Source organism: Vampirovibrionales bacterium (assembly GCA_016712355.1).
Classification (GTDB): Bacteria; Cyanobacteriota; Vampirovibrionia; order Vampirovibrionales; family Vampirovibrionaceae; genus JADJRF01.
Window position 1 is genome coordinate 2,205,165 of sequence record JADJRF010000005.1, and the last position, 26,663, is coordinate 2,231,827.

Sequence of the window (26,663 nt, forward strand, 5' to 3'; positions counted from 1 at the left end):
AAAATTGCGCTCCTGATCTGAAAAGCGCTTAAAAAGATACGCTTGTTGACAATAACCCGAGTACAGCTTGGGACGCTGCGTTGAGGCGCTCCACCGGCCGTCATTCTTATCCTCGGAGGATATCACGCCCAGGCGCCCGGAGCCGTCTTATTCTCTTAGCGCAAAAACCTGGATTCACCCTCCGAATCATTCTCGTTATACTGGGGGACGTCATCCTCAATCTGGAGCCTCGTGATGAGTGAAGTCCGCGTGCGAATCGCCCCTAGTCCGACTGGAAACCTTCACGTAGGAACCGCCCGAACGGCGCTGTTTAACTGGCTTTTCGCCAAGCGGCACGGGGGAACGTTTATTCTGAGGGTAGAAGACACCGACCTGCAACGATCAGAAGAACGCTACACCCAGAATATCTTCGACAGCTTACGCGCACTCGGCATCGACTGGAACGAAGGGCCCGACGTTGGCGGCCCATTTGCGCCCTATACGCAGATGGAACGCCTCAGCCTCTATCAAGAGTTTGCGCAAAAGCTGCTGGCTGCGGGCGAAGCCTATTACAGCTATGAAACCGAAGCCGAATTGGAAGCCCAGCGCGACGCCGCCAAAGCCAACGGAAAGCCCTATGCTTACCGCCGCCCCTCAGCGGAAGTTCTGGCGGCTCAACAGGCGGACGCTTCGCGCACCAAGACCTTAAGACTCGCTGTTCCTGAGAATCGCGGAAATATCATCGTAAAGGACGCTATTCGAGGCGATGTATCATTTGATTCCTCGTTGATTGGCGACTTCGTCTTGATGAAATCCACCGGGTCGCCGACGTATAACTTTGCGGTGGTGGTGGATGACGCGCTGATGAAGATCACGCACATCATTCGCGGGGAAGATCATCTCTCCAACACGCCGCGTCAAGCCCTTCTCTATGAAGCGTTCGCAAGACTCGGGCTTACGTCTGCCGAGCTGCCGGTTTTTGCCCATGTCGGGATGATATTGGCCCCTGATCGCTCCAAGCTGTCCAAGCGCCATGGCGCAACAGCGGTATCGGATTATATTCAGCAAGGCTATTTGCCAGAAGCCTTCTGCAATTTCCTCTCGCTCCTAGGGTGGTCGCCCCCGGATGGAGAAGAAATCGCCAGCTTGACGCGTTTTGCCGAACATTTCGACTTGACTCGCATCGCTCACAGCCCCGCCGTCTTTGAGATGGACAAACTCAACTGGCTTAACAAACACTACATACGCGAATTGCCCATCGAAGATTTTGCCAGGCTCGCACAGCCTTATTTACAGGATTATGACCTGAGCGAGTACTCTCACGAACACCTGCTCCTGATGCTCGACGCGGTTCGAGAACCTCTGACCACGCTGGCCGACGTCAAAGCGGCCACGTCGTATTTCTTTGGCGCCGGCGTCACGCTGGATGCTCAGGTGGTCGGCGAAACGTTAATGAGTGATGAAGCCTCCACCGTCCTGGGAGCATTTGCTTTGCAGTTTCGAGAAAACGTGAGTTTCATCTCGCCGCAAGCGCTCTCCGATGGGCTCAAGGAGCTGATCCAGTCTCTGAAGCCGCTAAAGGCCAAGGCGATTCTGTGGCCGATTCGCGCGGCCCTCACCGGTCGGGTTCATGGCGCGGATTTAGGGAAAACGCTGTACCTGTTGGGGCGCGAAAAAGTATTGCTACGGCTCGACAGCGCCCTACGCCTGATAGCACGCCCCCCCGTTTCTTCCTGACATCTCGTCGCGCTAGCGCCGCCTACAGAAATACCCACGGACGGATTTTGGCAAGCTTTTTAGCGCCAATACCTTCAACGTTCAGAAGTTCGTCGATCGTTTGAAACGCGCGATGCGATTGCCGATACACGAGAATCCGCTGGGCGAGTTTGGGCCCGACACCGGGCAGGGTTTGCAATTGAGCCAGCGTACAACGATTGAGGGGCAGCGGGCGGAGCGTTTTTTCAGGGCCCGCCGGACGATGCGCGCGGCGCCGGAGCGGCACGGAGCGTTCAGCAGCGCGAACAGTGGACAGCGCGCCAGAAGACGCTACGGTAACGTCTGAAGAAAAGTCGACGCCTTCTCTTGAGGCGACTGTTGCCAGTGGCGATACATCTGTGACCTGTGGGGGCGGCGCAGGAGCTATCGTCGCGGCAGGGAGAACGAACGCGCGATTCGACAGCGTTTGCCACGATTGCGGCGGTAATCCCCACGCAACGCGTCCGCCGGAGAGCGGCATCATCAGAAAGCCAAGCAACGCGATCAAAAAAGCCGACGCCAGGAGAAGGACGATCCTGTCCAAACGCCAAAAAGGTCGCCTGACTTTTTCGGGCGGCGTTATATACGCCAACCAGGGCTGGGCCTGCTCCAACTCTCTTTGCGCAAACGACCGCATGGGACGCTCCCCGACGGAATTCAGGCGGTTTTGGCCTGCACTTGTTCAAAGAGCAGGCGCAGATCGTCGTCCTCGACCCGCTTTTTCTCGTCCGCCAGATGCTTGAAGGCCTCAAACAAGGCGATCATCTGGTCATCATCGGGCTGAATCCCAATACCGCGCAGACGCGTTTTGACAGCAGCGCGACCCGACCGCGGACCCAGCGGCAATTTGGAACCGCTCAGCCCAATCCACTCCGGGCACATGATTTCATAGGTATCGCGCCCCTTCAGAAAACCATCCTGGTGGATGCCCGACTCGTGGGCGAAGGCATTGCCCCCGACCACAGCCTTGTTGGGTTGCACGGCCATGCTGGTTAAATCCGATACCATCTGGCTGGTTTCAAAGAGGTATTGGGTTTCGACGTTGCTGTACAGGCCTTCAAAATAAGCGGGGCGAACTTTCATAATCATGACGACTTCTTCGAGCGCTGCGTTTCCGGCGCGTTCACCGATACCGTTAATCGTGCATTCCACCTGACGGGCGCCATTCTGGACGCCAGCCACGCTGTTGGCGACCGCCAGCCCTAAGTCGTTATGGCAATGAACCGAGACAATCGCCTGATCGATATTCGGCACGTTGGTCATAATGCCCTTGATGAGGCGGCCAAACTCGTCGGGAATCGTATACCCCACCGTGTCGGGAATATTGACGACTTTGGCGCCTGCGTCGATCACGCTTTCAATGACCTTGTACAGAAAGTAATGATCCGTGCGACCGGCATCCTCGGCGGAAAATTCGACTTCTGGGCATTTGGAAACAGCGAGTTTTACCATGTCGACGGCAATATTCAGGACTTCTTCGCGCGTTTTACGGAATTTCGCCTGAATATGAATATCACTGGTAGCGATGAACGTATGAATTCGCGGCTTTCTGGCGACTTTCACCGCATCCCAGGCGGCTTCGATATCGCCGGGCATCGCGCGGGCCAACGCCGCCACAGAAGGCCCTTCTATCTCGGCGGCGATTTGTCGCACGGAGTCAAAATCGCCGGGACTGCTGAAGGGGAAGCCCGCTTCAATCACATCGACTTTAATTTTCGCCAGTTGCCGTGCGATTTGCAGCTTCTCGGCGTGCTTGAGCGCCGCTCCGGCGGACTGTTCGCCGTCACGCAGGGTCGTGTCAAAAATGTGCACATGGTTTTCAGGCAGCGGCGGACGGGAATCGGCTGGCGTCATATTAAAGAATCACCCTCTTGGCGCAATGGGGACATGAACTCGCATTTTACCGTCGATGGGTCATCAAAGCTACCTGCGCCGTCCAAGCGCTTCAAATTGGAGGCGTCAACGCGCGTATGCGCCCTATTTTTGTATGGATAAGACCTGAACGCCGCCATTAACTTTTATCCAGAAGACAGGCAGCTAAAAACCAAGCCCACAGCTTGTTTTATCTCAAGCCCGCCAGAGGATTTACAAGATTTAACCTTTAAATCGCGTAACGATTATAGCGGCAAGGCGCAAGGACGGGGTAGAATCTCGGCGAACCCAAGAGGCAGGACGGTCGGCTCCGGGCCGTTTTTTCAGCATCTTTTCACCCCCCAAAACTTTTTCGCTGACAGGGAGATTTTACGCGAGAGACGGCCGTAACGCCGAATAAGCGCATCCGGCGAGATGGATGGAGAGAATCCGCCAATTCCAGGCCTATTCGCCACTCAACACCCAACGTTTACCGATAGACAGCTCATTGGGCTCATTCTAGAGAGAAGCCCACACGAATGGCGACAACGCCGGGAGGAGTTTACCGTTCATGGTTCGCACCAAGGATAGAGAGCGCTCCATCCAGTTGCTGGACATTTCCGCTGCGGCAACTTCTCCGCAAGCGTTACGCTTGCTGGAATCGGCGCTCGAAAATGAAGCTTTCTCAGCCGAGGGCGAAGCCGCGCGCGTAGAACTTCAAATTGGCGATCTGCTCCTGTCGACTCGCGCATTGGGCAAAATGAGCGATTTGATTCATGCGCGAAACGCCCGCCTTGAAACCATTTACGCAGAACTTCCGCAAACGCAGCAATCGGCGCTGGGACTCGGCTATTTTGTACGAGAAAAGCCGCCTGCGCGCCCATCGGAATCTCGCCCCAGCGGCCGACCGCGACGAGCCGGCGAGGCCACGGAAACAGCCGTCTCAACAGAGACAGACCCCATCGCTGAGACAACATTGCAAGAAGCCATCGGGCTCGCGCCGTCTTCCGCCAAGGCTGCGCGCAAAAGCGCCAGGAAGTCGGACGCGTCTGCCGCGCCGGAGGTAATGGAATTACCAGCGCCGCAGGTTTCAGAAGTCTCATCGGTTTCCGCGCGTCCTTCCGCTGCCGCAAAACCCCGACGCGTCGCTGATATGGGCGCAACGCTCTATCGCGCGGGCTCATTACGTTCTGGCCAGACGGTTCATTATCCGGGCAATGTGATTATTCTCGGAGACGTTCATAGCGGCAGCGAAGTCGTCGCAGACGGCAGCATCGTCGTTTGGGGCGAGCTGCGCGGCATCGCCCATGCGGGTGCCGCTGGCGATCGCGGCTGCGAGATCCGCGCTTTGAGGATTTCAGCCATTCAGTTGCGCATTGCCGATGTGATTGCGCGTCGCCCGGATCGAATGTACTATCACAAGCCGCGTCCCACAGAAGCGGGGACGGTCACGCCGGAGCGCGCCGCCGTTTCCGACGGAGAAATCCAGATTTTCCTTGATGTGGTTGGAAAATGAGGTTCCCCACGCCCATGACGAATCAATCCACTTCCCCTGCGAAAGAAGGACGCGTCATCGTCGTCACTTCCGGCAAAGGTGGCGTCGGCAAGACCACCGCGTCCGCCAACGTCGGCGCCGGACTGGCGAAAATGGGCTATAAAGTCGCCCTGATTGACACCGATATCGGCCTGCGCAACCTCGATATTTTGATGGGGCTTGAAAATCGCATCGTCTACAACTTAATTGACGTAGTAGAAGGCCGATGCAAACTGAATCAGGCATTGGTAAAAGACAAACGCCTGCCCAATCTTTCTTTGCTTCCCGCCGCTCAGACGCGCGACAAGTCGGCGTTGACCGAGCCTCAAATGCTCGAAGTCTGCGAACAACTCAAACGCGAAGTCGATTTTATCCTGATCGACAGTCCCGCCGGCATTGAGCAAGGCTTCCAGAACGCGGTGGTCGCCGCCCGCGAAGCGATTGTCGTCTGTACGCCAGAAATGTCCTCGGTGCGCGACGCTGACCGTATTATCGGCCTTCTGGAAACCCGCGAAGAAATTACCAACTACAAACTGGTGATCAATCGCGTACGTCCGGGCATGATTCGTTCTAACGATATGATGGATATCGACGACGTGCTGGAGATTCTCTCCATCCGTCTGCTGGGCGTGGTGCCTGAAGACGCTGATATCATCATCAGTACCAACAAAGGCGAACCTATCGCACTGGTAGAAGAGTCGTTGGCGGGGCAGGCTTATCGCAACATCGCCCGACGCATCAGTGGCGAAGACGTGCCGTTTCTGGATTTAGATGCGCCGACTTCATTGATGGACCGCTTAAAAGGGTTCTTTAGAAAGGCGAAAACCGCCTAATCGCCGCCTCCGGGCGTTCCTCTAACAGACGCAGACAAGGAGATTGCTACTGTGGGATGGTTGAGCAAACTGTTTAACCTCGAACTTGCGACGGACGAGGCCCGCCGCGCCGGCAGCCCAACGCCGAGCGGCGCAGCTTCCAAGCACGACGCCTGTAACCGTCTCAAGCTGGTACTGATGCACGACAGGACACGCCTTTCACCCGGCACGCTGGAAAAAATGCGCGATGAACTCGTCGAGGTAATTTCCCGTTACGTCGAGATCGACAAACAGGCGCTGGAACTGAATCTGGAGAGCGAATCCAATACCATTGCGCTGGTCGCAAATATCCCCATTCGCAGCCGCGACAGCGGCGACGACCAAACGCCCGGCTCCGGTCGTGGCGCGACGTCTCGTCGCACCCTTCGCGTATAGATTTCATTAGCATTCGCCAACCGTTTTCAATGAAAGGCGCGCCGGAAATCACCGACGCGCCTTTTTTTGTGCGCTTGTTTTCAGGGCCCAGATCTGCATGAGTCACAACGCCGAATACGCGCCATTGCGCCGGACGTGAACACCCCCTTTCGGGTAGAATAAACGCATGTAAGCGTCCGCACCCCCGACAGGAGTCAGCATCGTCTTGATGAAACCGCTTTTACGACGCGCGTTTTATAGCGCATTGGCCGGGATTGTTCTCTCAATGACCATTCTTGCGTCGACGTCTTCGGCGCTCGCCTGGCAGCCGTTTGATAAGGCGCGCCGCCTTCTGGCGCAAACCCAGCCATCCACAAAGGCCGTTCCTCCTGCCGCCGATCATATGGCGCGCGAATGCGATCCGATTCGTCAGAAGGTTGTCGCGCTGAATCAACATAAGGGACTGGTCCATTTTTTCTTTCGCCCCCGAATTTCTTTTCTGAAAGGCAAGTATAAGCGCTGCGGCGATCGCTTCCGCGAAAAAGAATACGAGTACCTCAAGCGCGCTACCATTGAGATTCCAGATCCGCTACCGCCTATGAATGCCGAACAAGCGCTCATAAAGGAGAAAGCCCGATGAACAACATCGTTTTTTGGGTGGTTTTGGCCCTCGCCCTTGTTGGATTTTCGCTCTGGGCGGTGCATGCGGCGTATGGGCCCATCTGGCTGGCAATTGTATGCGTCAGCGGAATTGCGCTTGCCGTTATCACCCTTGAAGCGCTGGCGATTGCCGCCTTGTGGCGCGCTCGCGCCAAGGTTCGGGGAGCCCGCATAAAGGCCGCCTCTCTGCGCTTGCGGGTCCCCCATATGGTGGCTCAGGCCAATAAGGGGTTACAACGCGTAGTTCAAGGTCTGGACAGCGCTGACAGCCTCTGGAAAATGATGCTGGTTTTCGGCGGATGGCGTGGTTTTGTGGTTCGCCTGCTTTGGAAACGTCTTACGGCGGCCCCGAAGCCAAGCGCGTAAGCCAAGCCGAGACCGCTTCGGCCAACCCTTTGAGCGTATGGGTTTTCGCGACAATGTCACAGCGTTCGTATCGCTGCAAGACGCGTCGCGCCGTCGCAGGCCCGATGGCTGCGAGAATCGCTTGCGGCGATAACGGCACGGCTTGCGATAGCGCATCGACGCAAGAAGGGCTCGTGAAGGCGATTAGATGCATGGGACTGTTCAGGATCGTCAGATCTGCATCCTCAAAGCCAGTCCGCGTGCGCGTTTCATAGACCGGCCACGGAAGTAGGGTATGGCCTGCAAGCGCCATCTCCTGGCGAATTTCGTCAGTCGATGACAGCGCACTGCAAGGCCACAGCAAACGAAGCGCTGGCGGGGCCGGGTACGCCGCCGAAAATTCCCGCGCCGCATCCAATGCCGAATAAGAACGCGGCATAAACGCAACCGTTCGCTGACGCGCACTCAACGCTTCCGCTGTGGCTGGGCCCACGGCTGCAAATTTCGCCGTACCGATGGCAGATAAAAAAGTTTCTGATGTTGAAGCGTCATCGCCCAACAGCGCATAAACGGCTTGCGCGCTCGTAAACAACACCCATTGAAAAGGGTCCGACGCCAACGGCGGATGGCAACGGGATGGCGCCAACGGCGTAATTTCAATCATCTGCACGCAGGCCACGGCCCAGTCTGGGGCGTCGAGCGCGTCGATAAACGCTTGCGCTTGAGCGCGCGGGCGTGTCACGAGAAGGGTTTTCATACGCGTCATCGTAATACAACCAGCGCGCCCCGCACGCCTTCGGATCGTCCGCGCGACCGGTCTGTGATAGAGTAATCGGGCAATGACTCTGACGTTTCAAAATGCCGTCGAACGGCTCAATCAATTCTGGGCGCGGCAAGGCTGCGTCGTCCAGTATCCGTATGACACGGAAAAAGGCGCCAGTACAATGAATCCCGCGACATTTCTGCGGGTACTGGGTCCTGAACCGTGGAACGTCGCTAATGTCGAGCCTTGCCGTCGTCCCACGGATGGTCGTTATGGACAGAATCCGAATCGGCTTCAGCATTACTTCCAGTATCAAGTAATTATGAAGCCTTCTCCGGACAATATTCAGGAACTGTATCTGGAAAGTCTGACGGACTTAGGCATCATCGCAGCCGATCACGATATCCGCTTTGTCGAGGACAACTGGGAATCGCCCACCTTAGGCGCTTGGGGCGTGGGATGGGAAGTCTGGCTCGACGGGATGGAAGTGACCCAGTTTACCTACTTCCAGCAGGCGGGCGGTCTGGATTTAAAGCCCATCAGCGTCGAAATTACTTACGGCGTCGAACGGCTGTGCATGTATCTCCAGAATGTCGAGAGCGTCTTTGATGTGCGTTGGAATGATGCGCTCACCTATGGCGATCTGTACTTGCAGAACGAGATTCAGCAATCGACCTACAACTTTGAAGCCTCCAGCGCCGATCGGCTGAGTCAGATTTTTGATCTGTACCGCGAAGAAGCCGAATCGGCCATTGAGCGCGAATTGGCGCTGCCCGCGTACGATTGCGCATTGAAATGCTCGCACCTGTTTAATCTGCTTGATGCGCGCGGGGCCATCAGCAAAGACGAGCGCGTTCAATACATTTTGCGGATTCGTCAACTCGCTGAGAAAATTGCGGCGCTCTATGTCCAGCAACGCGAAGCGCTGGGCTTTCCGCTAATCAAGACGCTGACGCCCGCTTAACGGGCATCGCCGTCGCGCGCGATTCCCTGACACCGCCACCCAAAACGGGGATAGCGGTAAGAAAGGAACGTTGGCGGAAGCTCTCCGAGACAGTGCGCCTCCAGACGCCCTTGCTCCAGGTGAGGCTGCAATAACGCGCGTTGCGCCTCGGCTTCCAGGCATCCCTGATTCAGAATCAGGATCGAGCCGGTCGGCGTCAGCAAACGCTCGACGATATGATCCAGCAGGGCTTGCGGTCTAAAACCCTCCAGGGGAAGCCCCCACGCCGCATGAGGAGACGGCAGCACAAAGGGCAGCAAAAGCGTCACGACGTCATACGTCCCTTCGCAATCCAAGACATCCCCTTCCAGATAGCGCGCCTGGGGATACGGTTGGATATACGCCATCGCATAGGCCCGACGCGTATACAGATCGCGATAAAGTCGCCACGGATCGATTTCGACGCCATCGAGTTGATAATCTAGCGTATGCGCAGACACAAACGCCGCCAAGGCATCAACGTACGCCCAGTTTTTTGCGCCCACATCCAGCCATCGAAGCGGACGCGCAGAGGGAAACGCCCTATCGCCCCACAAGCGTTCGATGTAGTCCGCCACGCTGAGAATTTCGAGATAGCGGGCGCGACGGCTTCGAGCCCGCGCTTCCACAAGGAGCGGATAGCGAGTCAGAAGGCGATTCTCAGCCGCCATCAGAGCATCTTCGTTTTGCCGATCCGAATAGAGCTCGTCTTTGGGTTGCGCGACTTCCTGATAGCCATTGCGTCCCATGCGCAGCCGATTACGCAGGCGAAACGCCGCGCCATCAAGCTTACCGCGCAACTTCACGTTCAAACGCCTCTTGGGTAAAAAGCAGGATTAATCTTTGAAGAAAGCTTCATTGGTTTCCGGGTCTTCTTCGACCAACGGCTTAATCAGTTCGATCGCCGATAAATTCACATGCATGTAGGGATAGACGGTTTCATCCAGCGAACCGCTCTGACGATCTTTTACGACGACTTCGGTGAGCGCAATAAATCGCCGATCGGAATTCAACAAATTAGTGAGACGACGATTTTCTTTCATGGATCGCGCTAAGTAAATGTTGCCCTCCAACTCATAGTGATTGGTACAGACATACACGCGAATCGATTGCGTCGTCGGCGCGGCGAATTGCTGAAAGTCAGCGTTCTTCATTGGGTGGGGTTCCTCCCGGGCTATTCAACGACACGGGCGCTTGACGCGACACCCTGACAACAGCCTCTTGTGGCCGCCGCGCGCATTGCGGAGCGTGAGCATTTTTGAGTTGAATCCTGAGGCATTTCACATCATTTGACCTCTGACTTACATCCGGAATACGCCAAAACGAGTGGGTTGAGGGGGCGCGCAGCGGGCGGCGGCCAGGCCGAGCGCCAGCGCCATTCGCGTATCGACGGGATCAATCACGCCATCGTCCCACAGACGCGCTGTGCTGTAGAGCGCATGGCTTTCTCGCGCGTATTTCTCCAGAATGGGTTCGAGAATAGCGGCTTCCTCTTCCGGCGACATGGGCGCTTCGCCGCCAGCGGCGCGCTGCTCGCGCTTAACGGTGAGTAACACGTTTGCGGCCTGCTCGCCGCCCATCACGGAAATTCGCGCGTTGGGCCACATCAGCAACAGATTGGGATCGTAGGCCCGGCCGCACATGCCGTAATTTCCAGCGCCGTACGACCCCCCGATAATCACCGTGAATTTTGGCACATCAGCATTGGCGACCGCCATCACGAGCTTGGCGCCGTCTTTGGCGATACCGGCGGTTTCGGCGGCGCGACCGACCATAAAACCTGTAATATTTTGCAAAAATATCAATGGCGTTTGCCGCTGCGCGCACAACTCGATGAAATGCGCGCCTTTAAGAGCGCTTTGCGAGAACAGAACGCCATTATTCGCCAGAATTCCAACCGGCATGCCCCACAGGCGCGCAAACCCGCATACCAGGGTCTGGCCATACAAGGCCTTGAATTCCTGAAAACGACTGCCGTCGACAAGGCGAGCAATCACCTCGCGCACGTCAAACGCCTGGCGCGGATCCGCCGGAATCACGCCATACAGGTCGCCCGGATCATACGCCGGGGGTTCAGGATCTGCGTCCATCAGCACGGAGGCCAGGTCGGCGGGAGGCGCGAGGGTCTCAACAATATGACGCGCCATGGCGAGGGCTTCCGCATCATCGTGGGCGTAATAATCCGCCACGCCGGAGGTTCGGCAGTGGACGTCCGCCCCGCCCAATTCTTCAGCCGTCACCGTCTCGCCTGTCGCCGCCTTCACCAGCGGCGGACCGCCCAGGAATATAGTGCCCTGTTCGCGGACAATCACCGTTTCGTCGCTCATGGCAGGCACATACGCACCGCCAGCCGTACAAGAGCCCATCACCACAGAAATCTGCGGGATCCCTTTGGCAGACATCCGCGCCTGATGGTAGAAAATTCGCCCAAAATGGTCACGATCAGGGAAAACCTCAGCCTGAAGCGGCAGAAAAGCCCCGCCAGAATCTACCAGATACACGCAGGGCAGGTGGCAGGCCTCTGCGACTTCCTGCGCGCGCAAATGCTTTTTGACCGTCAGGGGGAAATACGCCCCGCCCTTCACCGTCGCGTCATTGGCGACGATCATACACGGGCGGTTTTGAATACGGCCTATCCCCGTTACCAGACCTGCGCCGGGGGCTTCATCGTTATACAGGCCTGCGGCGGCCAACGGGCTCAGCTCAAGAAACGGGGCCCCGGGATCCAGCAACTGCTCAATGCGATCGCGCGCAGTAAGTTTCCCACGCGCGCGATGCCGCTCAATCAGCGCTTCGCCTCCACCCAAGCGGGCGGTCGCCATCCGGGTTTTAAAATCGTTGACGAGTTCCCGCATCTGGCGGGCGTTTTCTTCAAAACGCTCGCTGCGCGCATCCAACTGGGTTTCTAAACGTTCCATACCGTGGCAGAAGAGCGCTCAAGGCGCTGGTTAATTTCATCGTCTCTTATTATAAGCCCGGCCAGAGCAAACCTGGGCTTGTCCCAAGCTAGCGGACCATAAAGTTAGGCAATACGTCGTAAACCTTTCGGGTCTGCGCATCCCATAAAACCACATGACGACCCAGAACGCCCACGCGCGCGCCATCGGGGAGATCTCCAAACCCCAGACGGCGATAAGCGTCAACCGGAATTGGCACGAGCGCCAAAAGAAGCCCGGCAGGAATGGTTTCGCCCGCCGCAATCTCAAACGTTCGCCCCAAATATTGCCGACGCTGACGGTAAAGCGCATCACGAACGCTGTTGGGAATCAGCCGTCGCCGATGAGCCCCGTAGAAGCCCTCTCTTAACAAGGAAATGCTGTGTGTGGAAAACTGAGGTTCTATCACGCGTTCGGCCTCTCCGCCGTCCGCCTGCAAAAGCCAGAGCATCACTGACAAAGCCGCTCCGGCTAGAATCGTCGATCGAAAGCGCGAAACGCAGGGCATCGATCCAACCTTTCTGGTTTCGTTATGCGTATCTTCGTGACCTTCGGGTCCCACTCTCATTGTAGTGAGTCCGGCATTGATCGCCCATTATTTTCCGACGTCCCTTTTATAGGCGACTGTTCCTGCGATTCAAAATGATGACGCTTGAGATACAAAATAGGCAAGTAATCCGAAAATCCCCGGATTTGAATACGCGGGGAGCCCTTTTCATCCGGTTCAATAACAGCGGCAAGGATGTCAGGATTTCCTGATAATTGAGCCAGCGCGCCAAAGCTCTCAGGGCGAGGCTGACCCTCGACGACGTGGCTAAAATAGGCTGCCAGCGCAAGCCCTTTTAGTGGTTTAAGCGCGTCAGAATCAATCGGCGGCGTCAATACCTGGGCCAATGCGTCTAAAGAACTCTGGACACGTTCAAACATAGCCAAAAAAGCGGGCCATTTCCGTAAGAAGGGCGTGCGGGCAAAGGTTTGCGCAGCCGTCTTAAGTCCCTGCGTCAACGTTGATAAACGGCGACGCCAATGCGGCAAGGGGAACGGACTCAACGCCTGGGAAGCCGCATCCATTTCGGCCGCCGTAAAGTAAGCGTTCTTGGCATGCAGACTACTGCCTGAGGCTAATCGATAACCTTGCTGGGGTTTCTCGATCAGCAGCGCAGCGCCCACCGTTTGATCGTGATACGCGCTGCGTCGATAACGCAAAGCGTCTTCATATGATTGCTTTGCCGCATTCAGCGTCCGACGAATCTCTCGATCGGTAAGCTCCGAGTGTCGTCGCGACAGGATCTGGCGCGCCGTATCAGAATAGACTATGGGTAGCGTGTCCAAAGACGCCGACGTCCACGACGGCGGTTGACGGCCCATCATCGGCAGAAATTCCCGCAATGTTCGGGCATAGGTCTTTAAATCGCCGTTTGCATCGCGTCCTAACGTTAGCAGGACCGTGTCTTGCGACATGACGCCCTGACTGCTTTGAAAGGCCTCCAGACAGTAGAAACAAGGAGAGGCGTTTAATAAATCCGGGGCTTTAAAATCTGCATTCACCAAGGCCATGGCTCGAATTCTGGCGGGTCTGAACTCGCCGTCTTCCGCGATGCCTTGATTTTCTGCCTGCTTGAGAACGGCTCGCTCCGCGCAAAAGAAATTGTCACGTCGATTGGGGAGATTGCGATCGCTGACGATAAACGTTTGCAAGGCGCCGACATCACTTTGTGATGAAAGCTCTCCCAGCGCAGACGCGCCAAAAGCATAGCCGGGCTTGGCATTTGGCAATGCCAGCGAGCGACGCGCCTGATCATACGCATTACTCAGCAAAAGTCGGGCCGTTGCATCAGAAATTCCTGCACGGCGCAGCGTTTCAGACGATCCATGCGCGTAAGGCGCATGTCTCAGCAAAGCGCGCTGCGGATCGCGACGATTCGGCGTTTGAGCTGGCGACGTTTCTTGCCCGAATCGCAAGGGGGCGGATCTAGCCGGGCGCCTCGACGACATACCTCCCCGCGAAAAGATCGTCGGGGCGAGCGATTGCATGGCGACTTGGGTCATAACGCCTTGAGTCATAGCGGCTGGGGGCGCCCTTGTTTTAGAATGGGCAAGTCCGTCGCCTTGCGTTTAAAAACATCGGCGAGATTGATCCAAATTTGGCCAGACCAGATCAATCCCGGGGACGGCGGTCGTTCTAGATAAAACGGGATGACAACCCGAATTGCGAGCCCAAACCTACTGATGAAGGGAATGCCCATGAAAACGCCCGAACAACTCATGATTCCCGGCCCGACCCCCTTGCCTGACGCGGTACGCGAGGCCATGGCGCGCCCTGCGATTGGGCACCGGGGCGGCGAGTTCAAAAAGGTATTGGAGCGGGTGTTTCCGGCGCTTCAGTGGGTATTTCAAACCCAGAATGACGTGTTTCTGATCACCGCCAGCGGTACGGCCGCGATGGAAGCCGCCATGATGAACACTCTTAATGCGGGCGACTCGATTCTGGTTCTCTCGTGCGGCGTCTTCAGCGAACGCTGGGCAGAAACAGCCGAATTACTGGGCGTGCGCGTGACGCGCCAGACGGTTCCTTACGGACAGGCCAATTCGGTCGAAAGCCTGCGTCAGGCGTTGAACGAAGATCGCGATAAAACCTTTAAAGCCGTGGTGATTACCCACAGCGAAACGTCCACCTCGATTCAAAACCCATTAAAAGAAATGGCGGCGCTGATTCGCGCCCATGGGGCGTTGTCGATCGTGGATGCCGTTACCAGTCTGACGGCGTCGCCTTTGCCGGTGGACGAATGGGAACTTGATTTGGTCGCCAGCGGCAGTCAAAAGGGTCTGATGATTCCCCCGGGGCTTTCGTTTTTATCCGTAAGCCCGCGCGCGTGGGAAGCGTTTCAGCGCTGCGAGCGCCCGGGTCTGTATTTCAATTTTAAAAAATATAAAAAGGCTCAAGACGATTTCACCACACCCTATACGCCGGCCACGCACCTTATTCTGGCGCTGGATGTGGCCTTGCAAATGATGCTGGAAGAAGGCCTGGAGGCTTGTCATGCGCGTCATTTGGCGCATCGCGACGCCATTCGCAACGGCGCCCGCGCCTTGGGGCTTCAACTGCTGGTGGCAGATGACGCACTGGCCAGCGCCGCCGTCACGGCGATTTTGCCGCCGCAAGGCGTCTCAGTAGACGATATCCGCGCCGCCCTTAAAAAGCGCTTCGGAATTATCGTCGCCAATGGCCAGAAAGATCTCAAAGGCAAGATCTTCCGGATCGGTCATCTGGGTTTTCAGAGCGAACGCGACATCCGCATGACGCTGGATGCGTTAAAGGCCGTCCTTGCGGACCTCGGCTATTGCCCGGAGCCCACGCAACGCAGCGGACAAGCGCTCAGCGTTTAATCGCAAGGCTTATTGCAATATTGCGACGGGCAGATCTGCGCTCGCTAGCGCGGGGCTTGCGTCTGGTAGCGTCTCGATAGCTCACGAATGCGGTTCTTACTGAGCGGATGGCTCAGCATAAACTGAGGCGTACGGGTTGGCGAAGCGCGGTCCAGGACTTCCAGGGTTTCAATAGCCGCCTGCGGCTTGAAACCTGCCCGCGTCAAATACTGAATGCCCATTTCATCCGCGCCGTACTCCTGCTGACGCGAAAACGTCAGTTCAGTCAATGCCAAACCCGCTTGCGTTGCCGTATTAAGCAGTGGGCCGGTCAAAGCGCCATCCCGCGAAAAGCGGCTCTGGGCCCAACGTCCAAACGCCAGTAGACCCAAACGGCGTAATTGCGTCTTGGGGACGTGTTGCTGGGTAATATGGGAAAGCTCGTGACTAATCACGAAGGCGCGCTGATCATCAGTTTTCAGGACGCGCCAGAGTTCCTGGGTAAAAACGATTTGCCGTCCGTCAGTAGCGGCGTTCAGGGTTTTATCTGGAGTCAGACGAATGCCAGCAACTTTTTGAGCAGACAAGCCATTGGCCGAAAGGATGCGCTGCAGCAACGCTTCTGCTTGCGCCTGCTCTGCGGCGGCACTGACCGAAACCTGCGTCTCCACGCGCCCTTCGTACTGCGCCGAAGGAGCCGCCTGAGCAAACGTTGAAGCGCCGCCCAGCATAAAGCTCATGAACAACGTCAGCGCGAACGCGGATAAAAGCCATCGTTTCATCATGATCATCATCAGAGGCAGACGTCCTTTATGTCTAAATGTTTCGGGAGTCGGCGATATCATAGCACAAAAATCCATAATATTGTTTTTATAAATTTATAAGGGGTCACGAGGGGAAAACTTAGCGCCATTCCTGGCTTCGCGTCGTGAACGCCGGAAGTTGGGCGCGGATGGATTTGGGGAGGTTTCGTCACATGATGGGTAGTATTGCAGGAATCAGCCCGGCTTATGGCGCAGCAATGGTCGCAAGCCAAGGCGTTTTTAACGCCGCTTATGGCCGCGGGCTTGCGGCGTCGTTCGGCGGGAACGTGACGCCTGGCCCGATTAACTCATTAATTAATAACTACCTGGGACCTCAACTGACGGGCGGCGGGTATGGCAATCTGGCGGGACTCCTCCCCAACTATATGCCCGGCAGCGGGTATTCCGCATGGGATTACACGTTTGGAGCGCAAGCGCCCGGTCTGGGCGGATCACTCGGAGCCTCTACCGGATATGGCGGGGGATATGGATTTACAGGCTATGGTTACGGCCCGAACTTTACGGCCAATGGAACGCCTGACGGCTATGGCCCGTTTATGGGATGGGGTTCGCAATCGGACGGCCGCTTCCCGACGCCGTTCCCGACGTCTCCCTTTGAGCTTTCGATGGGTCATCATGCCGATCCTTATTTCCCGGGCGGGGTTCGGGGAGGAGCGGCGGATTTAATGGCCATGCTCACAGCAGGATTTAACTATCTGGCACGAGAAATCCCGCTGGGATCCCAGCATTACGTCATGGGCGGCCCTATTATTGAGGCCTTGGCATAACAAAGGGTTACGCAGAGACGGTCCGTTTAATGGGTTACCCCGCATGTCGAGGGTTCCGCACAGGGCTGCAAGGCGGCAGGCGCGGACGCGTCTGACAGACCGCGAGCGCAGATTTGCGCGACCACTTGATGCGCAACTCCTCGCAGGATGGACGCGGAGTCAGATTCGGGATCGGACACGACAATAGGGCGGCCCTCGTCTGCTTCCGAACGAAGGCGAGAATGCAGGGGCAACGCGCCCAAAAACGGTACATCGAGTTCGCGCGCTGCAGCTTCCCCGCCGCCTGAACCGAACAGATAATCGCGGCTGCCGTCAGGCAAAGGATAGTAGCTCATGTTCTCAACAATGCCGAAAATCGGCACATTGGCGTTGGCAAACATCGCCAGACCTTTACGGCTATCGAGAATCGCAACCGGCTGCGGCGTGGTGACGATGACGGCGCCTACCACCGGGGTGGCCTGAATAATCGTCAGTTGCGCATCGCCAGTGCCGGGCGGAAGATCGATAATCAGATAATCCAGCTCTCCCCAGGCGACATCAGTCAAAAACTGACGAATGACCTTATCCAGCATCGGCCCGCGCCAGACCACCGGTTGATTGTCCTTCACCAGAAAGGCCATACTGATGACCTTGACGCCGTGGCTTTCCGGCGGCAGGAGCTTGCCAGTTGGCAAATCCTGCGCCAGTTTGGCGCCGCCCAGTCCCATCATCAAGGGGACGTTAGGCCCGTAAATATCAGCGTCGAGAATGCCGACGCGAGCGCCTTCAGCGGCCATGGCGCAAGCCAGATTCACAGCGACGGTGGTTTTGCCCACGCCGCCCTTGCCGCTGGAAACCGCGATAATATTGCGAATTCCTTCGATCGGGGCCTGCGCCGGGGGCTTTGCGCCCAGCGTGACGGTTTTACTGGAAAATTCAGCGTGAACGGCGCTCACGCCAGGAACAACGCGGACGGCGGCCTCCGCATCCTCGCGAATCTTCTGCTTCAGGGGACAGGCCGTTGTCGTCAGCTTAATCTCAAAGCGCACGTTCCCACCGCAGACGGTCAGGTTGTCGATCATCCCCAGTTCGGTCAACGGGCGTCGGATGTCGGGATCGTTCACAGTAGCCAGCGCCGCCAGCACGGCCTCGCGCGAAACATCCGAAGCAGGAGCGGGAGAAGGGGAATCGGTCATGGGGAGCCATCCTTTCAGGCTTTCTTACCAGGTGCAGCGAATCGTTGCCATTGTCTCGCATCCAGCGCAAAAATCGACGAAAAAGTGTTCAGGATCGCAGCGACGATCTCTAACCGACGCGCGACGGGCGCAGAAAATCAAACTCTCAGGAAGACGCCGCGCCTGCCAGCCTTAAAGATTCTCCGCGCGGAATCCGCAGCATGGAATCGATACACGCGCGCGCAGCCGTAAAAAGTGCGGGCGCAATTTCGATGGGCGTGTTGTCGCCGCGCAGGGTTTTCAAAACGTTCTCCAAACGCGTCAGCTTCATGTTAGGACAAATCGCCGAGGCGCGGGTCGGGGTAAAAAACAGTTTGTCCGGGCAGTCTGCCGCCAGACGCTGGCTGACGCCGTCTTCCGTACAGACGATAAACACATGGCGGTCGCTGGCTTTGGCAGCCTGAACAATGGCGGTCGTACTGCCAATAAAATCGGCCATGTCTTTAATTGGGTCGTCGCATTCCGGGTGCGCCAGAATGACGGCTTGCGGATACTCGCGCTTGAGCTTGAGAACGTCTTCCGGCTCCATTCGCATATGGGTGGGGCAGAACCCGTCAAAATACGTCACGCGAACCTCGGGGACCTGAGTCTGGGCGTATCGGGCCAAATTGCGATCGGGGACAAACAGGACCTCGTCAACTCCGCGCTCCTGGGCCGCAAAACGCACTACGTCAGAGGCGTTGGCGCTGGTGCAGCAATAATCGGATAGCGCTTTGACGGCGGCAGAAGTGTTGACATACGCAATGGTCGGCAGCCCCGGATGCGCCTCCTGAAAGGCCTTGAGATCTCCTTCGGTAATCATGTCGGCCATCGGGCAACCCGCGTGCGGATTGGCCAGGTACACGGTTTTTTGCGGCGAGAGCAGTTTGGCGGTTTCCGCCATAAAGTGAACGCCACAAAACACAATAACCTCGGCGTCCGTTTGGGCGGCGATTTGGGACAGGCCCAGGGAGTCGCCATGGTGATCGGCCACATCCTGCACGTCGACGCGCTCATAAAGATGCGCCAGAATGACGGCATTGCGTTCGCGCTTGAGGGCGCGAATTTCTTGAATCATCGCCTGCTTATGTTCGATCGCCGATATCATGGAAACAAGGCCTTTCTTCTTTTATAGAGATATAGAGAGCGATTCAATAGAGAGTGACCAGACAACGGAAGACGTCACTGGCGCTATTGTAGCGCTTCTGAAGCGACCTTTCCTATATATAGGGAAGCGCGTACAGCTAAACTCCGTCATAACGTGGATTTCTATAATTGTAATAGCGAAGAAGCCCCCCTCACCCATCTGAGGGATTTTTGGTGTTCCCTCCAAGAGCCCTGCCAAAGAAAAATCGGCTTGCTGAAAGGCGTTTACGCTTTTATGGCATCTGATCGCCTTCTGCAAAATCCTGAAAATTATCTGGTTTGAGGGGAACAGCCCTTGCATTTCTGTGAACAGACGTTATAATCGCTTTAACGGTTTACAGAAAGGAGGTGATACAGATGAATAAAGAAGAATTGGTACAAGAGGTCGCCAAAAAGACCAAATATTCGCAAAAGCAGGTCGCTGAGATTCTGAGTCAAACCTTGGAAACCGTACAGAAGTCGGTCGCCAAAGGTAAAAAAGTCACTCTGGTTGGCTTTGGGACGTTTGAACCTCGCAAACGCGCCGCTCGTACGGGCCGCAACCCGCAAACGGGCAAGGAGCTGAAGATTCCTGCCAAAGTGGTGCCCGCTTTCTCCGCTGGCAAAAAGTTCAAGGAACTCGTCTCCAAAAAGTAGTCGAGCGCTTATTGAACCCACGCAACGACCTGCCTTTACGGGCGGGTCGTTTGTTTTGGGGAGGCCATGACAGGCAAACATCGACGCGCCTATGCTACAATCCTTGCCGTTGCGCCACGATTGGGAGCCTTTGCGCCTTTATGACCATCGCTGTATTTTTGGACCGGGACGGCACGCTGAATCAGGAAGCCGGCTATATCCGCGAGATAGACAAGCTGACGCTGATTCCCGGCGCGGCGCAGGCGGTTCGTCGACTGAATGACGCCGGATTGCTGAGCGTGTTGACGACCAATCAATCTGGGGTAGCGCGCGGATTCTACGACGAGGCGCATATTCTGGCGCTGCACGCCCGACTCGCCCAGTTGCTGGAGGCGCAAGCCGGCGCCCGACTCGACGCCTATTACTATTGCCCTTTCCATGAGCGGGGCGTCGTTGAAGCCTATCGTCAGGACAGCCCGCTGCGAAAACCCGCCACCGGCATGATTGATCGCGCCTGTGAGGCCTTTCCTGCGATCGACCGCGCACGCTCGTTTGTGGTGGGCGACAAACCGAGCGACGTCTCTTTCGCCGTCAATGCGGGTTGCCGCTCGGTGATGCTTAAAACAGGCTACGGCGCGCGCGCCTTGGCTGGGCAGTACCAGCAGATGATTCATCCGCCGGAGCGAATCTGCGACTCTATCGTCGAGGCCGTTGACTGGATTCTGTCTCAAACGGCGACGGCTCATGCCGCCATCGAGGCCAATCCGACGGCTGCGCCGCCTCAAGGCGGATAGCGCTTGCGGTTGTGTCCCGCCAATGCCCCGGGACATTTGGCCTTAAGTCGTCTTGTCGCGAAAAATCCCTTGTGTTACAGTGACGGTTCGCTAGGCGCAAGCGCGTGTCCAGAGTTCTTAAAACGCCCTCGCCCGGCCTGTTTTTCACCCGTCCCTCTCTATACTTAATGCATAAGGATTTGAAGAACGAATGGAACCTTCGGCCAGACAAAACCCAAATCCGAGTCAGGGCGCCCCGGGCGCGGCTGGCGCTGATAGCGAATGGCAAGAAAAGGTCATTCAGATTCGCCGCGTGACCAAAGTCGTTAAAGGCGGCAAAAAACTGAGCTTCCGGGCCGTCGTCATTGTCGGCAACGGCAAAGGCCTGGTCGGCCTCGGCATTGGCAAGTCCAATGAAGTCATCGGCGCCATCCAGAAAGGCGTCGCGGAAGCCCGCAAACACTTGGTTTCCGTACGGATTCACAAGAAAACCATTCCGCATATGGTGAAATCGAAAGCCGGCGGCAGTTTGATGGTGATGCGCCCCGCATCGGAAGGCACCGGCGTCATTGCCGGCGGCGCCGCGCGCGCTGTATTTGAATTAGCGGGCGTGGAAAACATTCTGTCCAAGTCGCTCGGATCAAATTCGCCCCTGAACGTGGCGCGCGCCGCCATCAAGGGGCTGGAAGAGCTGCGGACGTTTGAAGAGATTGCCCGTAACCGCGGCTTCTCTTCCGTAAAAGAAATGTTGGTCTAACGCGCGAAAAGGAACCTGTCATGCCAAAATCCGGCAAAAAATTGAATATCCGCCTGACGCGCAGCCTGATCGGACGCCCGATGACGCAAAAGAAAATCGCCATCGCGCTCGGCTTGAGAAAGTCCAACGATCTCGTGTCGCACGACGATTCGCCCACTATCCGTGGGATGGTCAACAAAATTTCGCACCTGATTACGGTGGAGGTCGCTTAACGATGTCTTCTTCCGCGCCTGCGCAATCCGCAGAAGCTCTTAATCTCAGCAACGTGCGCCCCGCAAAGGGAGCCGTTAAAAATCGCCTGCGCGTCGGTCGCGGTCGCGCCTCCGGGGCGGGCAAAACCTGTAACCGCGGGCATAACGGCGAAGGCCAGCGCTCTGGACAATCGCGCAAGCGGGGTTTTGAGGGCGGTCAAATGCCGCAATACCGCAAGATGCCCAAAATCGGCAAGTTTTTTCAACCGCGCGTCAGCAAATGGCTTGAACTGAACGTGGGCGACTTGCCGCGCGTACTGGCGGTCGGCGAAACGGCGTTGACGTATGAAGTCCTTCGCGAGCGCGGCTTTTTGCGCCCGGGAATGGAAGGTCTGCGTCTACTGGGCAAGGGCGAATGCGACCGTAAGGTAACGGTGCATGCGCACCATGTTACGGCGGGCGCACGCGAAAAAATTGAAGCCGCAGGCGGCGCCATCGAGCTGGCCAAAGCCCCCTAACTCTCTACCGACGCTGTTAACGCCCTTGGGCGAGTCTGTTTTTAGGCCTGAAATCCGGTGAGCCGACCTACCTCTCTTAAACGCAATCCGCGCTCGCAGATCCCCAAGCTCGGGGATTTTGCCGCCATGTTTCAGGCTTCTGGCCTGAAAGAGAAGCTGCTGTTTACCGGCATTGCGATCGCCCTGTTTCGCTTAGGCGTTCAGATTCCAGTGTGGGGCGTGACGCCTCACGCAATGGGGCATTTGGTCCGTCAGGGCCTGGCCGGATTTCTGGACTTGTTTTCCGGCGGCGCGTTGAGCAAGCTGTCTGTCATGGCGCTGGGGATTGGTCCCTATATTACGGCGTCGATCATTTTGCAGTTGATGACGGTCGCCATTCCGCGTCTGGAAGAAATGCAAAAAGAAGAAGGGGAAATTGGCCGCAAAAAAATTGCGCAGTTTACGCGATATTTGTCGGTATTTCTGGCCGTGTTCCAAGGGTTTTTTATTGCCCGGCTGATGTGGCCCTATTTGCTGCCCGGCGTTAACGTGGCTTTCTTCACCGTATCCACGGTGCTTTCTCTCACAGCGGGCTCTATGTTCGCCTTGTGGCTGGCGGAACTCATTACCGATCGCGGCATCGGCAACGGCGGATCCATCCTGATTTTTGCAGGGATTCTGGCCGGGCTGCCGATTTATTTTAGTCAGACGTATACGCTGGTATCGGGCGATCCCGGTAAATCGTTCATGCTGTTGCTCTTGATGGGCGTCTTTCTGGCGCTGATTGCCCTGATTATCGTCTTGCAGCTGGCCGAACGACGCGTGCCGATTTCAAGCGCCAAGCGACAGGTGGGCAACAAAATTTACGGCGGCCAGAATACCCATATTCCCTTCAAAATCAATCCGGCGGGCGTGATGCCGATTATCTTCGCGTTTGCCGTGATTGCTTTCCCCTCGACGTTGTTTCAAATGACCAGCCCGCAGCCCCATACCTGGTTGTACGATGCCAAGCTGTTTTATGAAACCTATTTGGGCTATAGCGGCTGGTTTTTCGCGCTGGTCATGTTCACGCTGGTCGTGTTTTTCACGTTCTTCTACGCCTCTATCGCTCCCGGTATGCAGCCGCGCGACATTGCTGAGAATCTCAAAAAATACGGCAGCAGCATCCCCGGCGTAAAACCTGGACGGCCAACGGCGGAAAAACTGGAAGAGATTCTCGGACGCATTATCTGGGTGGGCGCGGCAGCGTTGGCGATTATCACGCTGGTGGCGAGCGCCGCTCCTAAAATTCTAGGCATTAGCACGTTGGCAGGTTTGGGAGCCACATCGCTGCTGATTCTGGTGGGCGTGGCGCTGGATACGCTCAATCAAATTCGCGTCCATTTGATGGCCCGCCAGTATGAAGGGTTTTTGAAGTAGGGTTAATGGATTCCGTTAAAGTTTGCGCACGTCGAGTCGATTGGATTACTCACAAGCGCTTTGAGCCACACGCGCAGTTCGCATCATCGCAATAGGCAGGAGAGCAGCCGCTATGAAGGCAGATCATCTGGAACTTCGGGGTAAACGCTTTTTTCCATTCATCGCGCCACCCAATGGCGGCAAAGGCACCCAAACGCATGCCTTGCTCAAGGCCTTCCCCAAGCTGCTGGAACGCATTGATATGGGCGCTCTCTTACGGGAAGCCGTCACAGATCCCGCCAACCCTCTGGGCCCGCGCATTCGCGAACGTCTGAAACAGGGCAGTCTGGTGGACAGCGATATCGTCATGCAGACCCTGCAAGGGGAATTGCATCGCATCGTCAAACGCAACCCCAAGGTAATGGGCTATATTCTGGATGGGTTTCCACGCAACGCCGAACAGGTGGAGCGACTGGAATCCGTCTGCGAACGCGAAGGCGCAGAAATCGCCCGTGCTTTCTACCTGAACGTCCCCGATTCCATTATCGTCGAGCGCGCCGCGGGTCGGGTTTTTTGCCTGTATTGCAAGCAGTCGTTCAACTTGCGCATCGAGGGGATGAAGTCGCACTACTGCCCAGTAGTCAGCCGCAGCGTCACGGAAAGCGATACGCACGATTATTTTCAGCGCGATGACGACCATGAGGATGTGATTAAGTCGCGCTTACAGCTCTTTCATGACGATACCGCGCCGATTATCGCCTGTTTCCGCGAAAAAGGGCTGCTGGAAGAAATCAACGGCGATCGTCCCGTGCAAACCATTACCGAAGACATCCTCTCGCGGATGAATATCAGTCTTAAAAACCTGAAAATCCACGCTGCTAAAGCAGAAACCGACCATCCGCCTTTTCCGGCGCCTTAAGGCGTTTTTACTGAGTTCTGAAGGCGCGATAATCCTCAGGCTTCGTTCGCGCGCCCCTCTCCGGTCCAAAGCCTCGCTTTTGCTGCCACAGGGAAGTCATTCGACGTCCTCGAGAAAAGCCTCCCCGTGGGCTGTTTCCGTCTGAGAATCCCGCACGGCGCGCTGACGATGAACCCGTCGGGAGGCTTCACGGTTTTTGCCTTTCAAGCGGAATTCTTCCCGCGTTCTACCGCGTCCGACGGCGTCCAGCCGTTTCAGGCCATACTCGCTTTTAGCGCTTTCGCGTTTGAGCCTTTCGGCGCATTCACGCGCTTCCGCTTGAAACACGCAATAGCGCTCGTATCGGGCCCTATCAAGCTCTCCGCCGGATTGGGCTCGTACGGCGCAATCGATCTCATCCAGATGCAGACAATTGGCGAAGGCGCAGTCTGGGCGCCAGGCGGCAAACTCATGAAAAGCGCGCTCCAGCGCAGGGGGCAGCGTGTCGGTAAACTTCAGATTGCTGAATCCGGGCGTGTCGGCGACCCACGCGTGGGGGCGAACCTCCAGCAGCGCGGCATGGCGCGTGGTATGACGTCCGCGACCTATCTTTCCAGAGACGTCAGCCACTCGCAATCGCAAGGCGGGATTGAGCGCGTTTAACAAAGACGATTTGCCCACCCCGCTGGGGCCCGCCAGCGCTGTCACTTTGCCGGTTAACGCTTCGACCAGCGCGGTTAGGGTGTCAGGATCGCGTATCGAAGCCTTTATCGCAGGGGTGTTGAGGTGATCCTCATAGCGATGGGCGATCGCGTCGATTGCGTCACGCGGCGCCAGATCCTGCTTGCTGAGGCACAAGAGCGCGTCAATTCCGCAGAGCGCGGCGCGAATCAGCAACCGCTCCACCGCTTCGTCATTAAACGCCGGGTCCAGAACCGAGTGAACGATCAGAACCTGATCGATATTGGCGACTCGAGGACGGGCCAGCTCGACGCGACGCGGCAGGATTTCCACAATCCGCGCAGCGCCGTTGATGTCGTCCAGTCGATCGAGCGCCACCCAATCGCCGCAAAGCGCTTCGACGCCAGTTTTTCGCAGGAGACCGCGCAAGGCGCATTCATAGCGGCGTCCGTCGTATTCGACGGTATGGCGATCCGAATGCGAGGCGATCACGCGCCCCACCGGAGCATCGGGAAGGTGATTAGACTCCGGCGGCATCGTAACAACGCGCGCAGGCGTCAGTCAGGGTCAAGAAGGGACCCGTTTCAGCCCCTATCCAGTCGGCAAAGCGGGTTAAGGCCTGATAATGCGCATCCATGAGATCGTAAGTGAGCGAGCGTCGGTAATAATGACGAATGCGCGTAGGAGGAAGTCCAATACGCTTAGAAGCAAGGGCGACGCCTTGCTCGAAAAGGGCTTCATCACGGAAAAACGCGTCCCGCGATGTGCGCAGCGCTTGGGCAATCGCCTCGCACGCCTGCGGCTGCTGTCGGGCAAAATCACGTCGAGCCGCCCAGACGGCGAATACAAACGGCAAGCCGGTTCGGCGTTTCCACCAGCTCGACAAATCGCACACATGCCAGGGCGCTTGAGCGAAAGACGTTTCGCTCGCCGACAAGGCGCGATCACCGATAATCAAGGCGCATCCGAATTCCTGAAGAACCTCGGCATAGTCTGCCGCCGGATAGACCCGCATACGCGCGTCCAGATCGCACCCTGCGCGTTCCCGAAGTAATTGACGCAGCAGCGCAATAGAGGTCTCAGAATCATCGGGAACCGGTATCACATGAGGCAAAGACGTCCCTGCCTCAATGGGATGGCGCGAGATAAACAGAACGCTTTCAACCGCGCCAGGCGAACTGACCGACAACCCGGGAATCAGCAGCAAATCCGTCTGATGACGTAAGTAACAGGCGCTGGAGACAGGCGACGCGTCAAGTTCGCCGCTGAGCAGCGCGCGATTCAAGACCGACGGAGCCGCCATGACCAGTTGCCCGCCAACGAGCGAGCGCGGCCACTCAAAGCCCATCATCACAGGCAAGGCGTTTACAAAGCCAATCGCGCCCAGACGCGGCGGCAAGGACATAGCTTCGCGTTTCTCCAAATGACGCGCAGGCGCAGGCGCTTACGCAATGGATCTTTTGACCAATGTGATTACGATTCTAGCACGGCCCCTGACAGGCGCTGAGAAGAGCGTTCATCGCCGT

General features: G+C 56.9%; 29 protein-coding genes. 16 read left to right on the top strand and 13 right to left on the bottom strand.

Features of this window, described 5'->3' with window-relative positions; genetic code table 11:
• Positions 1–234: 234 nt before the first annotated feature.
• Positions 235–1,716 (top strand): glutamate--tRNA ligase, encoded by a 1,482-nt coding sequence (locus IPK79_11590; GenBank protein MBK8191078.1) that lies wholly within the window; start codon positions 235–237, stop codon positions 1,714–1,716.
• A 22-nt stretch (positions 1,717–1,738) separates the two neighbouring features.
• Here IPK79_11590 and IPK79_11595 read toward each other — a convergent pair whose 3' ends face one another.
• Together IPK79_11595 and IPK79_11600 are read right to left on the bottom strand one after the other, a co-directional pair.
• Entirely contained in the window at positions 1,739–2,371 is a 633-nt protein-coding gene (locus tag IPK79_11595; protein ID MBK8191079.1) for a helix-hairpin-helix domain-containing protein, read from the bottom strand.
• Positions 2,372–2,391: 20 nt separating this feature from the next.
• Complete coding sequence (locus IPK79_11600; protein ID MBK8191080.1) at positions 2,392–3,588, bottom strand: 2-isopropylmalate synthase; 1,197 nt, start codon at positions 3,586–3,588, stop codon at positions 2,392–2,394.
• Between the two features lie 757 nt (positions 3,589–4,345).
• Here IPK79_11600 and IPK79_11605 point away from each other — a divergent pair.
• The 5 genes from IPK79_11605 (at position 4,346) to IPK79_11625 (ending at position 7,371) form a co-directional block, all read left to right on the top strand.
• Complete coding sequence (locus tag IPK79_11605) at positions 4,346–5,101, top strand: hypothetical protein (GenBank protein MBK8191081.1); 756 nt, start codon at positions 4,346–4,348, stop codon at positions 5,099–5,101.
• Positions 5,102–5,115: 14 nt separating this feature from the next.
• Positions 5,116–5,952, top strand: coding sequence for a septum site-determining protein MinD (gene minD / locus IPK79_11610; protein ID MBK8191082.1), 837 nt, complete (start codon positions 5,116–5,118; stop codon positions 5,950–5,952).
• A gap of 177 nt (positions 5,953–6,129) precedes the next feature.
• The gene (gene minE / locus IPK79_11615; protein ID MBK8191083.1) at positions 6,130–6,366 is read left to right on the top strand and encodes a cell division topological specificity factor MinE; all 237 of its coding nucleotides are present in this window, start codon (positions 6,130–6,132) and stop codon (positions 6,364–6,366) included.
• Between the two features lie 205 nt (positions 6,367–6,571).
• The gene (locus IPK79_11620) at positions 6,572–6,985 is read left to right on the top strand and encodes a hypothetical protein (protein ID MBK8191084.1); all 414 of its coding nucleotides are present in this window, start codon (positions 6,572–6,574) and stop codon (positions 6,983–6,985) included.
• The gene (locus IPK79_11625) at positions 6,982–7,371 is read left to right on the top strand and encodes a hypothetical protein (protein MBK8191085.1); all 390 of its coding nucleotides are present in this window, start codon (positions 6,982–6,984) and stop codon (positions 7,369–7,371) included. Before IPK79_11620 ends, IPK79_11625 begins: the two co-directional genes overlap by 4 nt.
• Here IPK79_11625 and IPK79_11630 read toward each other — a convergent pair.
• Positions 7,343–8,107 (bottom strand): uroporphyrinogen-III synthase, encoded by a 765-nt coding sequence (locus IPK79_11630; GenBank protein ID MBK8191086.1) that lies wholly within the window; start codon positions 8,105–8,107, stop codon positions 7,343–7,345. The two genes, IPK79_11625 and IPK79_11630, sit on opposite strands and share 29 nt — an antisense overlap.
• An 82-nt stretch (positions 8,108–8,189) precedes the next feature.
• Between IPK79_11630 and glyQ the strand changes: the two genes are divergently transcribed.
• Positions 8,190–9,077, top strand: coding sequence for a glycine--tRNA ligase subunit alpha (gene glyQ / locus IPK79_11635; protein ID MBK8191087.1), 888 nt, complete (start codon positions 8,190–8,192; stop codon positions 9,075–9,077).
• Here glyQ and IPK79_11640 read toward each other — a convergent pair.
• From IPK79_11640 to IPK79_11660, 5 genes are all read right to left on the bottom strand, one after another.
• Positions 9,074–9,901: a hypothetical protein gene (locus IPK79_11640; GenBank protein ID MBK8191088.1), complete on the bottom strand. Its 828-nt coding sequence runs from the start codon at positions 9,899–9,901 to the stop codon at positions 9,074–9,076. The two genes, glyQ and IPK79_11640, sit on opposite strands and share 4 nt — an antisense overlap.
• A 30-nt stretch (positions 9,902–9,931) precedes the next feature.
• Positions 9,932–10,249, bottom strand: coding sequence for a hypothetical protein (locus tag IPK79_11645; protein MBK8191089.1), 318 nt, complete (start codon positions 10,247–10,249; stop codon positions 9,932–9,934).
• Positions 10,250–10,396: 147 nt separating this feature from the next.
• Positions 10,397–12,013, bottom strand: a complete 1,617-nt coding sequence (locus IPK79_11650; protein MBK8191090.1) for a methylcrotonoyl-CoA carboxylase — start codon at positions 12,011–12,013, stop codon at positions 10,397–10,399.
• Positions 12,014–12,101: 88 nt separating this feature from the next.
• The gene (locus IPK79_11655; GenBank protein ID MBK8191091.1) at positions 12,102–12,539 is read right to left on the bottom strand and encodes a hypothetical protein; all 438 of its coding nucleotides are present in this window, start codon (positions 12,537–12,539) and stop codon (positions 12,102–12,104) included.
• Positions 12,540–12,595: 56 nt separating this feature from the next.
• Positions 12,596–13,993 (bottom strand): hypothetical protein, encoded by a 1,398-nt coding sequence (locus tag IPK79_11660; protein MBK8191092.1) that lies wholly within the window; start codon positions 13,991–13,993, stop codon positions 12,596–12,598.
• A gap of 282 nt (positions 13,994–14,275) precedes the next feature.
• On the opposite strand from IPK79_11660, the gene IPK79_11665 reads away from it, so the two are divergent.
• Complete coding sequence (locus IPK79_11665; protein MBK8191093.1) at positions 14,276–15,418, top strand: alanine--glyoxylate aminotransferase family protein; 1,143 nt, start codon at positions 14,276–14,278, stop codon at positions 15,416–15,418.
• Between the two features lie 44 nt (positions 15,419–15,462).
• Here the strand turns inward: IPK79_11665 and IPK79_11670 are convergent, their stop codons facing one another.
• A complete protein-coding gene (locus IPK79_11670; GenBank protein ID MBK8191094.1) occupies positions 15,463–16,191 on the bottom strand; it encodes a M48 family metallopeptidase in 729 nt (242 codons plus the stop codon).
• A gap of 182 nt (positions 16,192–16,373) precedes the next feature.
• Here IPK79_11670 and IPK79_11675 point away from each other — a divergent pair, with 182 nt between their 5' ends.
• Positions 16,374–16,988, top strand: coding sequence for a hypothetical protein (locus tag IPK79_11675; GenBank protein ID MBK8191095.1), 615 nt, complete (start codon positions 16,374–16,376; stop codon positions 16,986–16,988).
• A gap of 26 nt (positions 16,989–17,014) precedes the next feature.
• On the opposite strand, the gene IPK79_11680 is transcribed toward IPK79_11675, so the two are convergent.
• Together IPK79_11680 and nadA are read right to left on the bottom strand one after the other, a co-directional pair.
• A complete protein-coding gene (locus IPK79_11680; protein ID MBK8191096.1) occupies positions 17,015–18,163 on the bottom strand; it encodes an Mrp/NBP35 family ATP-binding protein in 1,149 nt (382 codons plus the stop codon).
• Between the two features lie 145 nt (positions 18,164–18,308).
• The gene (nadA, locus tag IPK79_11685) at positions 18,309–19,289 is read right to left on the bottom strand and encodes a quinolinate synthase NadA (protein MBK8191097.1); all 981 of its coding nucleotides are present in this window, start codon (positions 19,287–19,289) and stop codon (positions 18,309–18,311) included.
• Between the two features lie 395 nt (positions 19,290–19,684).
• Between nadA and IPK79_11690 the strand changes: the two genes are divergently transcribed.
• From IPK79_11690 to IPK79_11720, 7 genes are all read left to right on the top strand, one after another.
• On the top strand, positions 19,685–19,963 hold the full coding sequence (locus IPK79_11690) for an HU family DNA-binding protein (protein MBK8191098.1): 279 nt from the start codon (positions 19,685–19,687) through the stop codon (positions 19,961–19,963).
• Between the two features lie 140 nt (positions 19,964–20,103).
• Positions 20,104–20,736 carry an HAD family hydrolase gene (locus IPK79_11695; GenBank protein ID MBK8191099.1) on the top strand — a complete coding sequence of 211 codons (633 nt, stop codon included), beginning with the start codon at positions 20,104–20,106 and terminating at the stop codon, positions 20,734–20,736.
• Between the two features lie 190 nt (positions 20,737–20,926).
• Entirely contained in the window at positions 20,927–21,472 is a 546-nt protein-coding gene (gene rpsE / locus IPK79_11700) for a 30S ribosomal protein S5 (GenBank protein MBK8191100.1), read from the top strand.
• A 20-nt stretch (positions 21,473–21,492) separates the two neighbouring features.
• The gene (gene rpmD / locus IPK79_11705; protein ID MBK8191101.1) at positions 21,493–21,684 is read left to right on the top strand and encodes a 50S ribosomal protein L30; all 192 of its coding nucleotides are present in this window, start codon (positions 21,493–21,495) and stop codon (positions 21,682–21,684) included.
• A gap of 2 nt (positions 21,685–21,686) precedes the next feature.
• Entirely contained in the window at positions 21,687–22,181 is a 495-nt protein-coding gene (gene rplO, locus IPK79_11710) for a 50S ribosomal protein L15 (protein MBK8191102.1), read from the top strand.
• A 57-nt stretch (positions 22,182–22,238) separates the two neighbouring features.
• The gene (secY, locus tag IPK79_11715; protein ID MBK8191103.1) at positions 22,239–23,579 is read left to right on the top strand and encodes a preprotein translocase subunit SecY; all 1,341 of its coding nucleotides are present in this window, start codon (positions 22,239–22,241) and stop codon (positions 23,577–23,579) included.
• 112 nt (positions 23,580–23,691) lie between these two features.
• Positions 23,692–24,477, top strand: a complete 786-nt coding sequence (locus IPK79_11720; protein MBK8191104.1) for a nucleoside monophosphate kinase — start codon at positions 23,692–23,694, stop codon at positions 24,475–24,477.
• A 96-nt stretch (positions 24,478–24,573) separates the two neighbouring features.
• Here IPK79_11720 and rsgA read toward each other — a convergent pair whose 3' ends face one another.
• Entirely contained in the window at positions 24,574–25,674 is a 1,101-nt protein-coding gene (gene rsgA, locus IPK79_11725; GenBank protein ID MBK8191105.1) for a ribosome small subunit-dependent GTPase A, read from the bottom strand.
• On the bottom strand, positions 25,658–26,542 hold the full coding sequence (locus IPK79_11730) for a menaquinone biosynthesis protein (protein ID MBK8191106.1): 885 nt from the start codon (positions 26,540–26,542) through the stop codon (positions 25,658–25,660). Before IPK79_11730 ends, rsgA begins: the two co-directional genes overlap by 17 nt.
• Between the last annotated feature and the right edge of the window lie 121 nt (positions 26,543–26,663).

Excerpts from the sequence above, each read along its gene's own strand:
- rpmD (MBK8191101.1), top strand. The coding sequence starts at position 21,493 with ATGCCAAAATCCGGCAAAAAATTGAATATCCGCCTGACGCGCAGCCTG.
- IPK79_11665 (MBK8191093.1), top strand. The coding sequence starts at position 14,276 with ATGAAAACGCCCGAACAACTCATGATTCCCGGCCCGACCCCCTTGCCT.
- IPK79_11650 (MBK8191090.1), bottom strand. The coding sequence starts at position 12,013 with ATGGAACGTTTAGAAACCCAGTTGGATGCGCGCAGCGAGCGTTTTGAA.
- IPK79_11590 (MBK8191078.1), top strand. The coding sequence starts at position 235 with ATGAGTGAAGTCCGCGTGCGAATCGCCCCTAGTCCGACTGGAAACCTT.
- glyQ (MBK8191087.1), top strand. The coding sequence starts at position 8,190 with ATGACTCTGACGTTTCAAAATGCCGTCGAACGGCTCAATCAATTCTGG.
- IPK79_11655 (MBK8191091.1), bottom strand. The coding sequence starts at position 12,539 with ATGCCCTGCGTTTCGCGCTTTCGATCGACGATTCTAGCCGGAGCGGCT.
- IPK79_11630 (MBK8191086.1), bottom strand. The coding sequence starts at position 8,107 with ATGAAAACCCTTCTCGTGACACGCCCGCGCGCTCAAGCGCAAGCGTTT.
- minD (MBK8191082.1), top strand. The coding sequence starts at position 5,116 with ATGACGAATCAATCCACTTCCCCTGCGAAAGAAGGACGCGTCATCGTC.
- IPK79_11625 (MBK8191085.1), top strand. The coding sequence starts at position 6,982 with ATGAACAACATCGTTTTTTGGGTGGTTTTGGCCCTCGCCCTTGTTGGA.
- IPK79_11730 (MBK8191106.1), bottom strand. The coding sequence starts at position 26,542 with ATGTCCTTGCCGCCGCGTCTGGGCGCGATTGGCTTTGTAAACGCCTTG.
- IPK79_11675 (MBK8191095.1), top strand. The coding sequence starts at position 16,374 with ATGATGGGTAGTATTGCAGGAATCAGCCCGGCTTATGGCGCAGCAATG.
- IPK79_11690 (MBK8191098.1), top strand. The coding sequence starts at position 19,685 with ATGAATAAAGAAGAATTGGTACAAGAGGTCGCCAAAAAGACCAAATAT.
- rplO (MBK8191102.1), top strand. The coding sequence starts at position 21,687 with ATGTCTTCTTCCGCGCCTGCGCAATCCGCAGAAGCTCTTAATCTCAGC.
- IPK79_11600 (MBK8191080.1), bottom strand. The coding sequence starts at position 3,588 with ATGACGCCAGCCGATTCCCGTCCGCCGCTGCCTGAAAACCATGTGCAC.
- IPK79_11645 (MBK8191089.1), bottom strand. The coding sequence starts at position 10,249 with ATGAAGAACGCTGACTTTCAGCAATTCGCCGCGCCGACGACGCAATCG.
- rpsE (MBK8191100.1), top strand. The coding sequence starts at position 20,927 with ATGGAACCTTCGGCCAGACAAAACCCAAATCCGAGTCAGGGCGCCCCG.
- IPK79_11720 (MBK8191104.1), top strand. The coding sequence starts at position 23,692 with ATGAAGGCAGATCATCTGGAACTTCGGGGTAAACGCTTTTTTCCATTC.
- IPK79_11680 (MBK8191096.1), bottom strand. The coding sequence starts at position 18,163 with ATGACCGATTCCCCTTCTCCCGCTCCTGCTTCGGATGTTTCGCGCGAG.
- IPK79_11605 (MBK8191081.1), top strand. The coding sequence starts at position 4,346 with ATGAGCGATTTGATTCATGCGCGAAACGCCCGCCTTGAAACCATTTAC.
- nadA (MBK8191097.1), bottom strand. The coding sequence starts at position 19,289 with ATGATATCGGCGATCGAACATAAGCAGGCGATGATTCAAGAAATTCGC.
- IPK79_11595 (MBK8191079.1), bottom strand. The coding sequence starts at position 2,371 with ATGCGGTCGTTTGCGCAAAGAGAGTTGGAGCAGGCCCAGCCCTGGTTG.
- IPK79_11695 (MBK8191099.1), top strand. The coding sequence starts at position 20,104 with ATGACCATCGCTGTATTTTTGGACCGGGACGGCACGCTGAATCAGGAA.
- minE (MBK8191083.1), top strand. The coding sequence starts at position 6,130 with ATGCACGACAGGACACGCCTTTCACCCGGCACGCTGGAAAAAATGCGC.
- rsgA (MBK8191105.1), bottom strand. The coding sequence starts at position 25,674 with ATGCCGCCGGAGTCTAATCACCTTCCCGATGCTCCGGTGGGGCGCGTG.
- IPK79_11670 (MBK8191094.1), bottom strand. The coding sequence starts at position 16,191 with ATGATGATCATGATGAAACGATGGCTTTTATCCGCGTTCGCGCTGACG.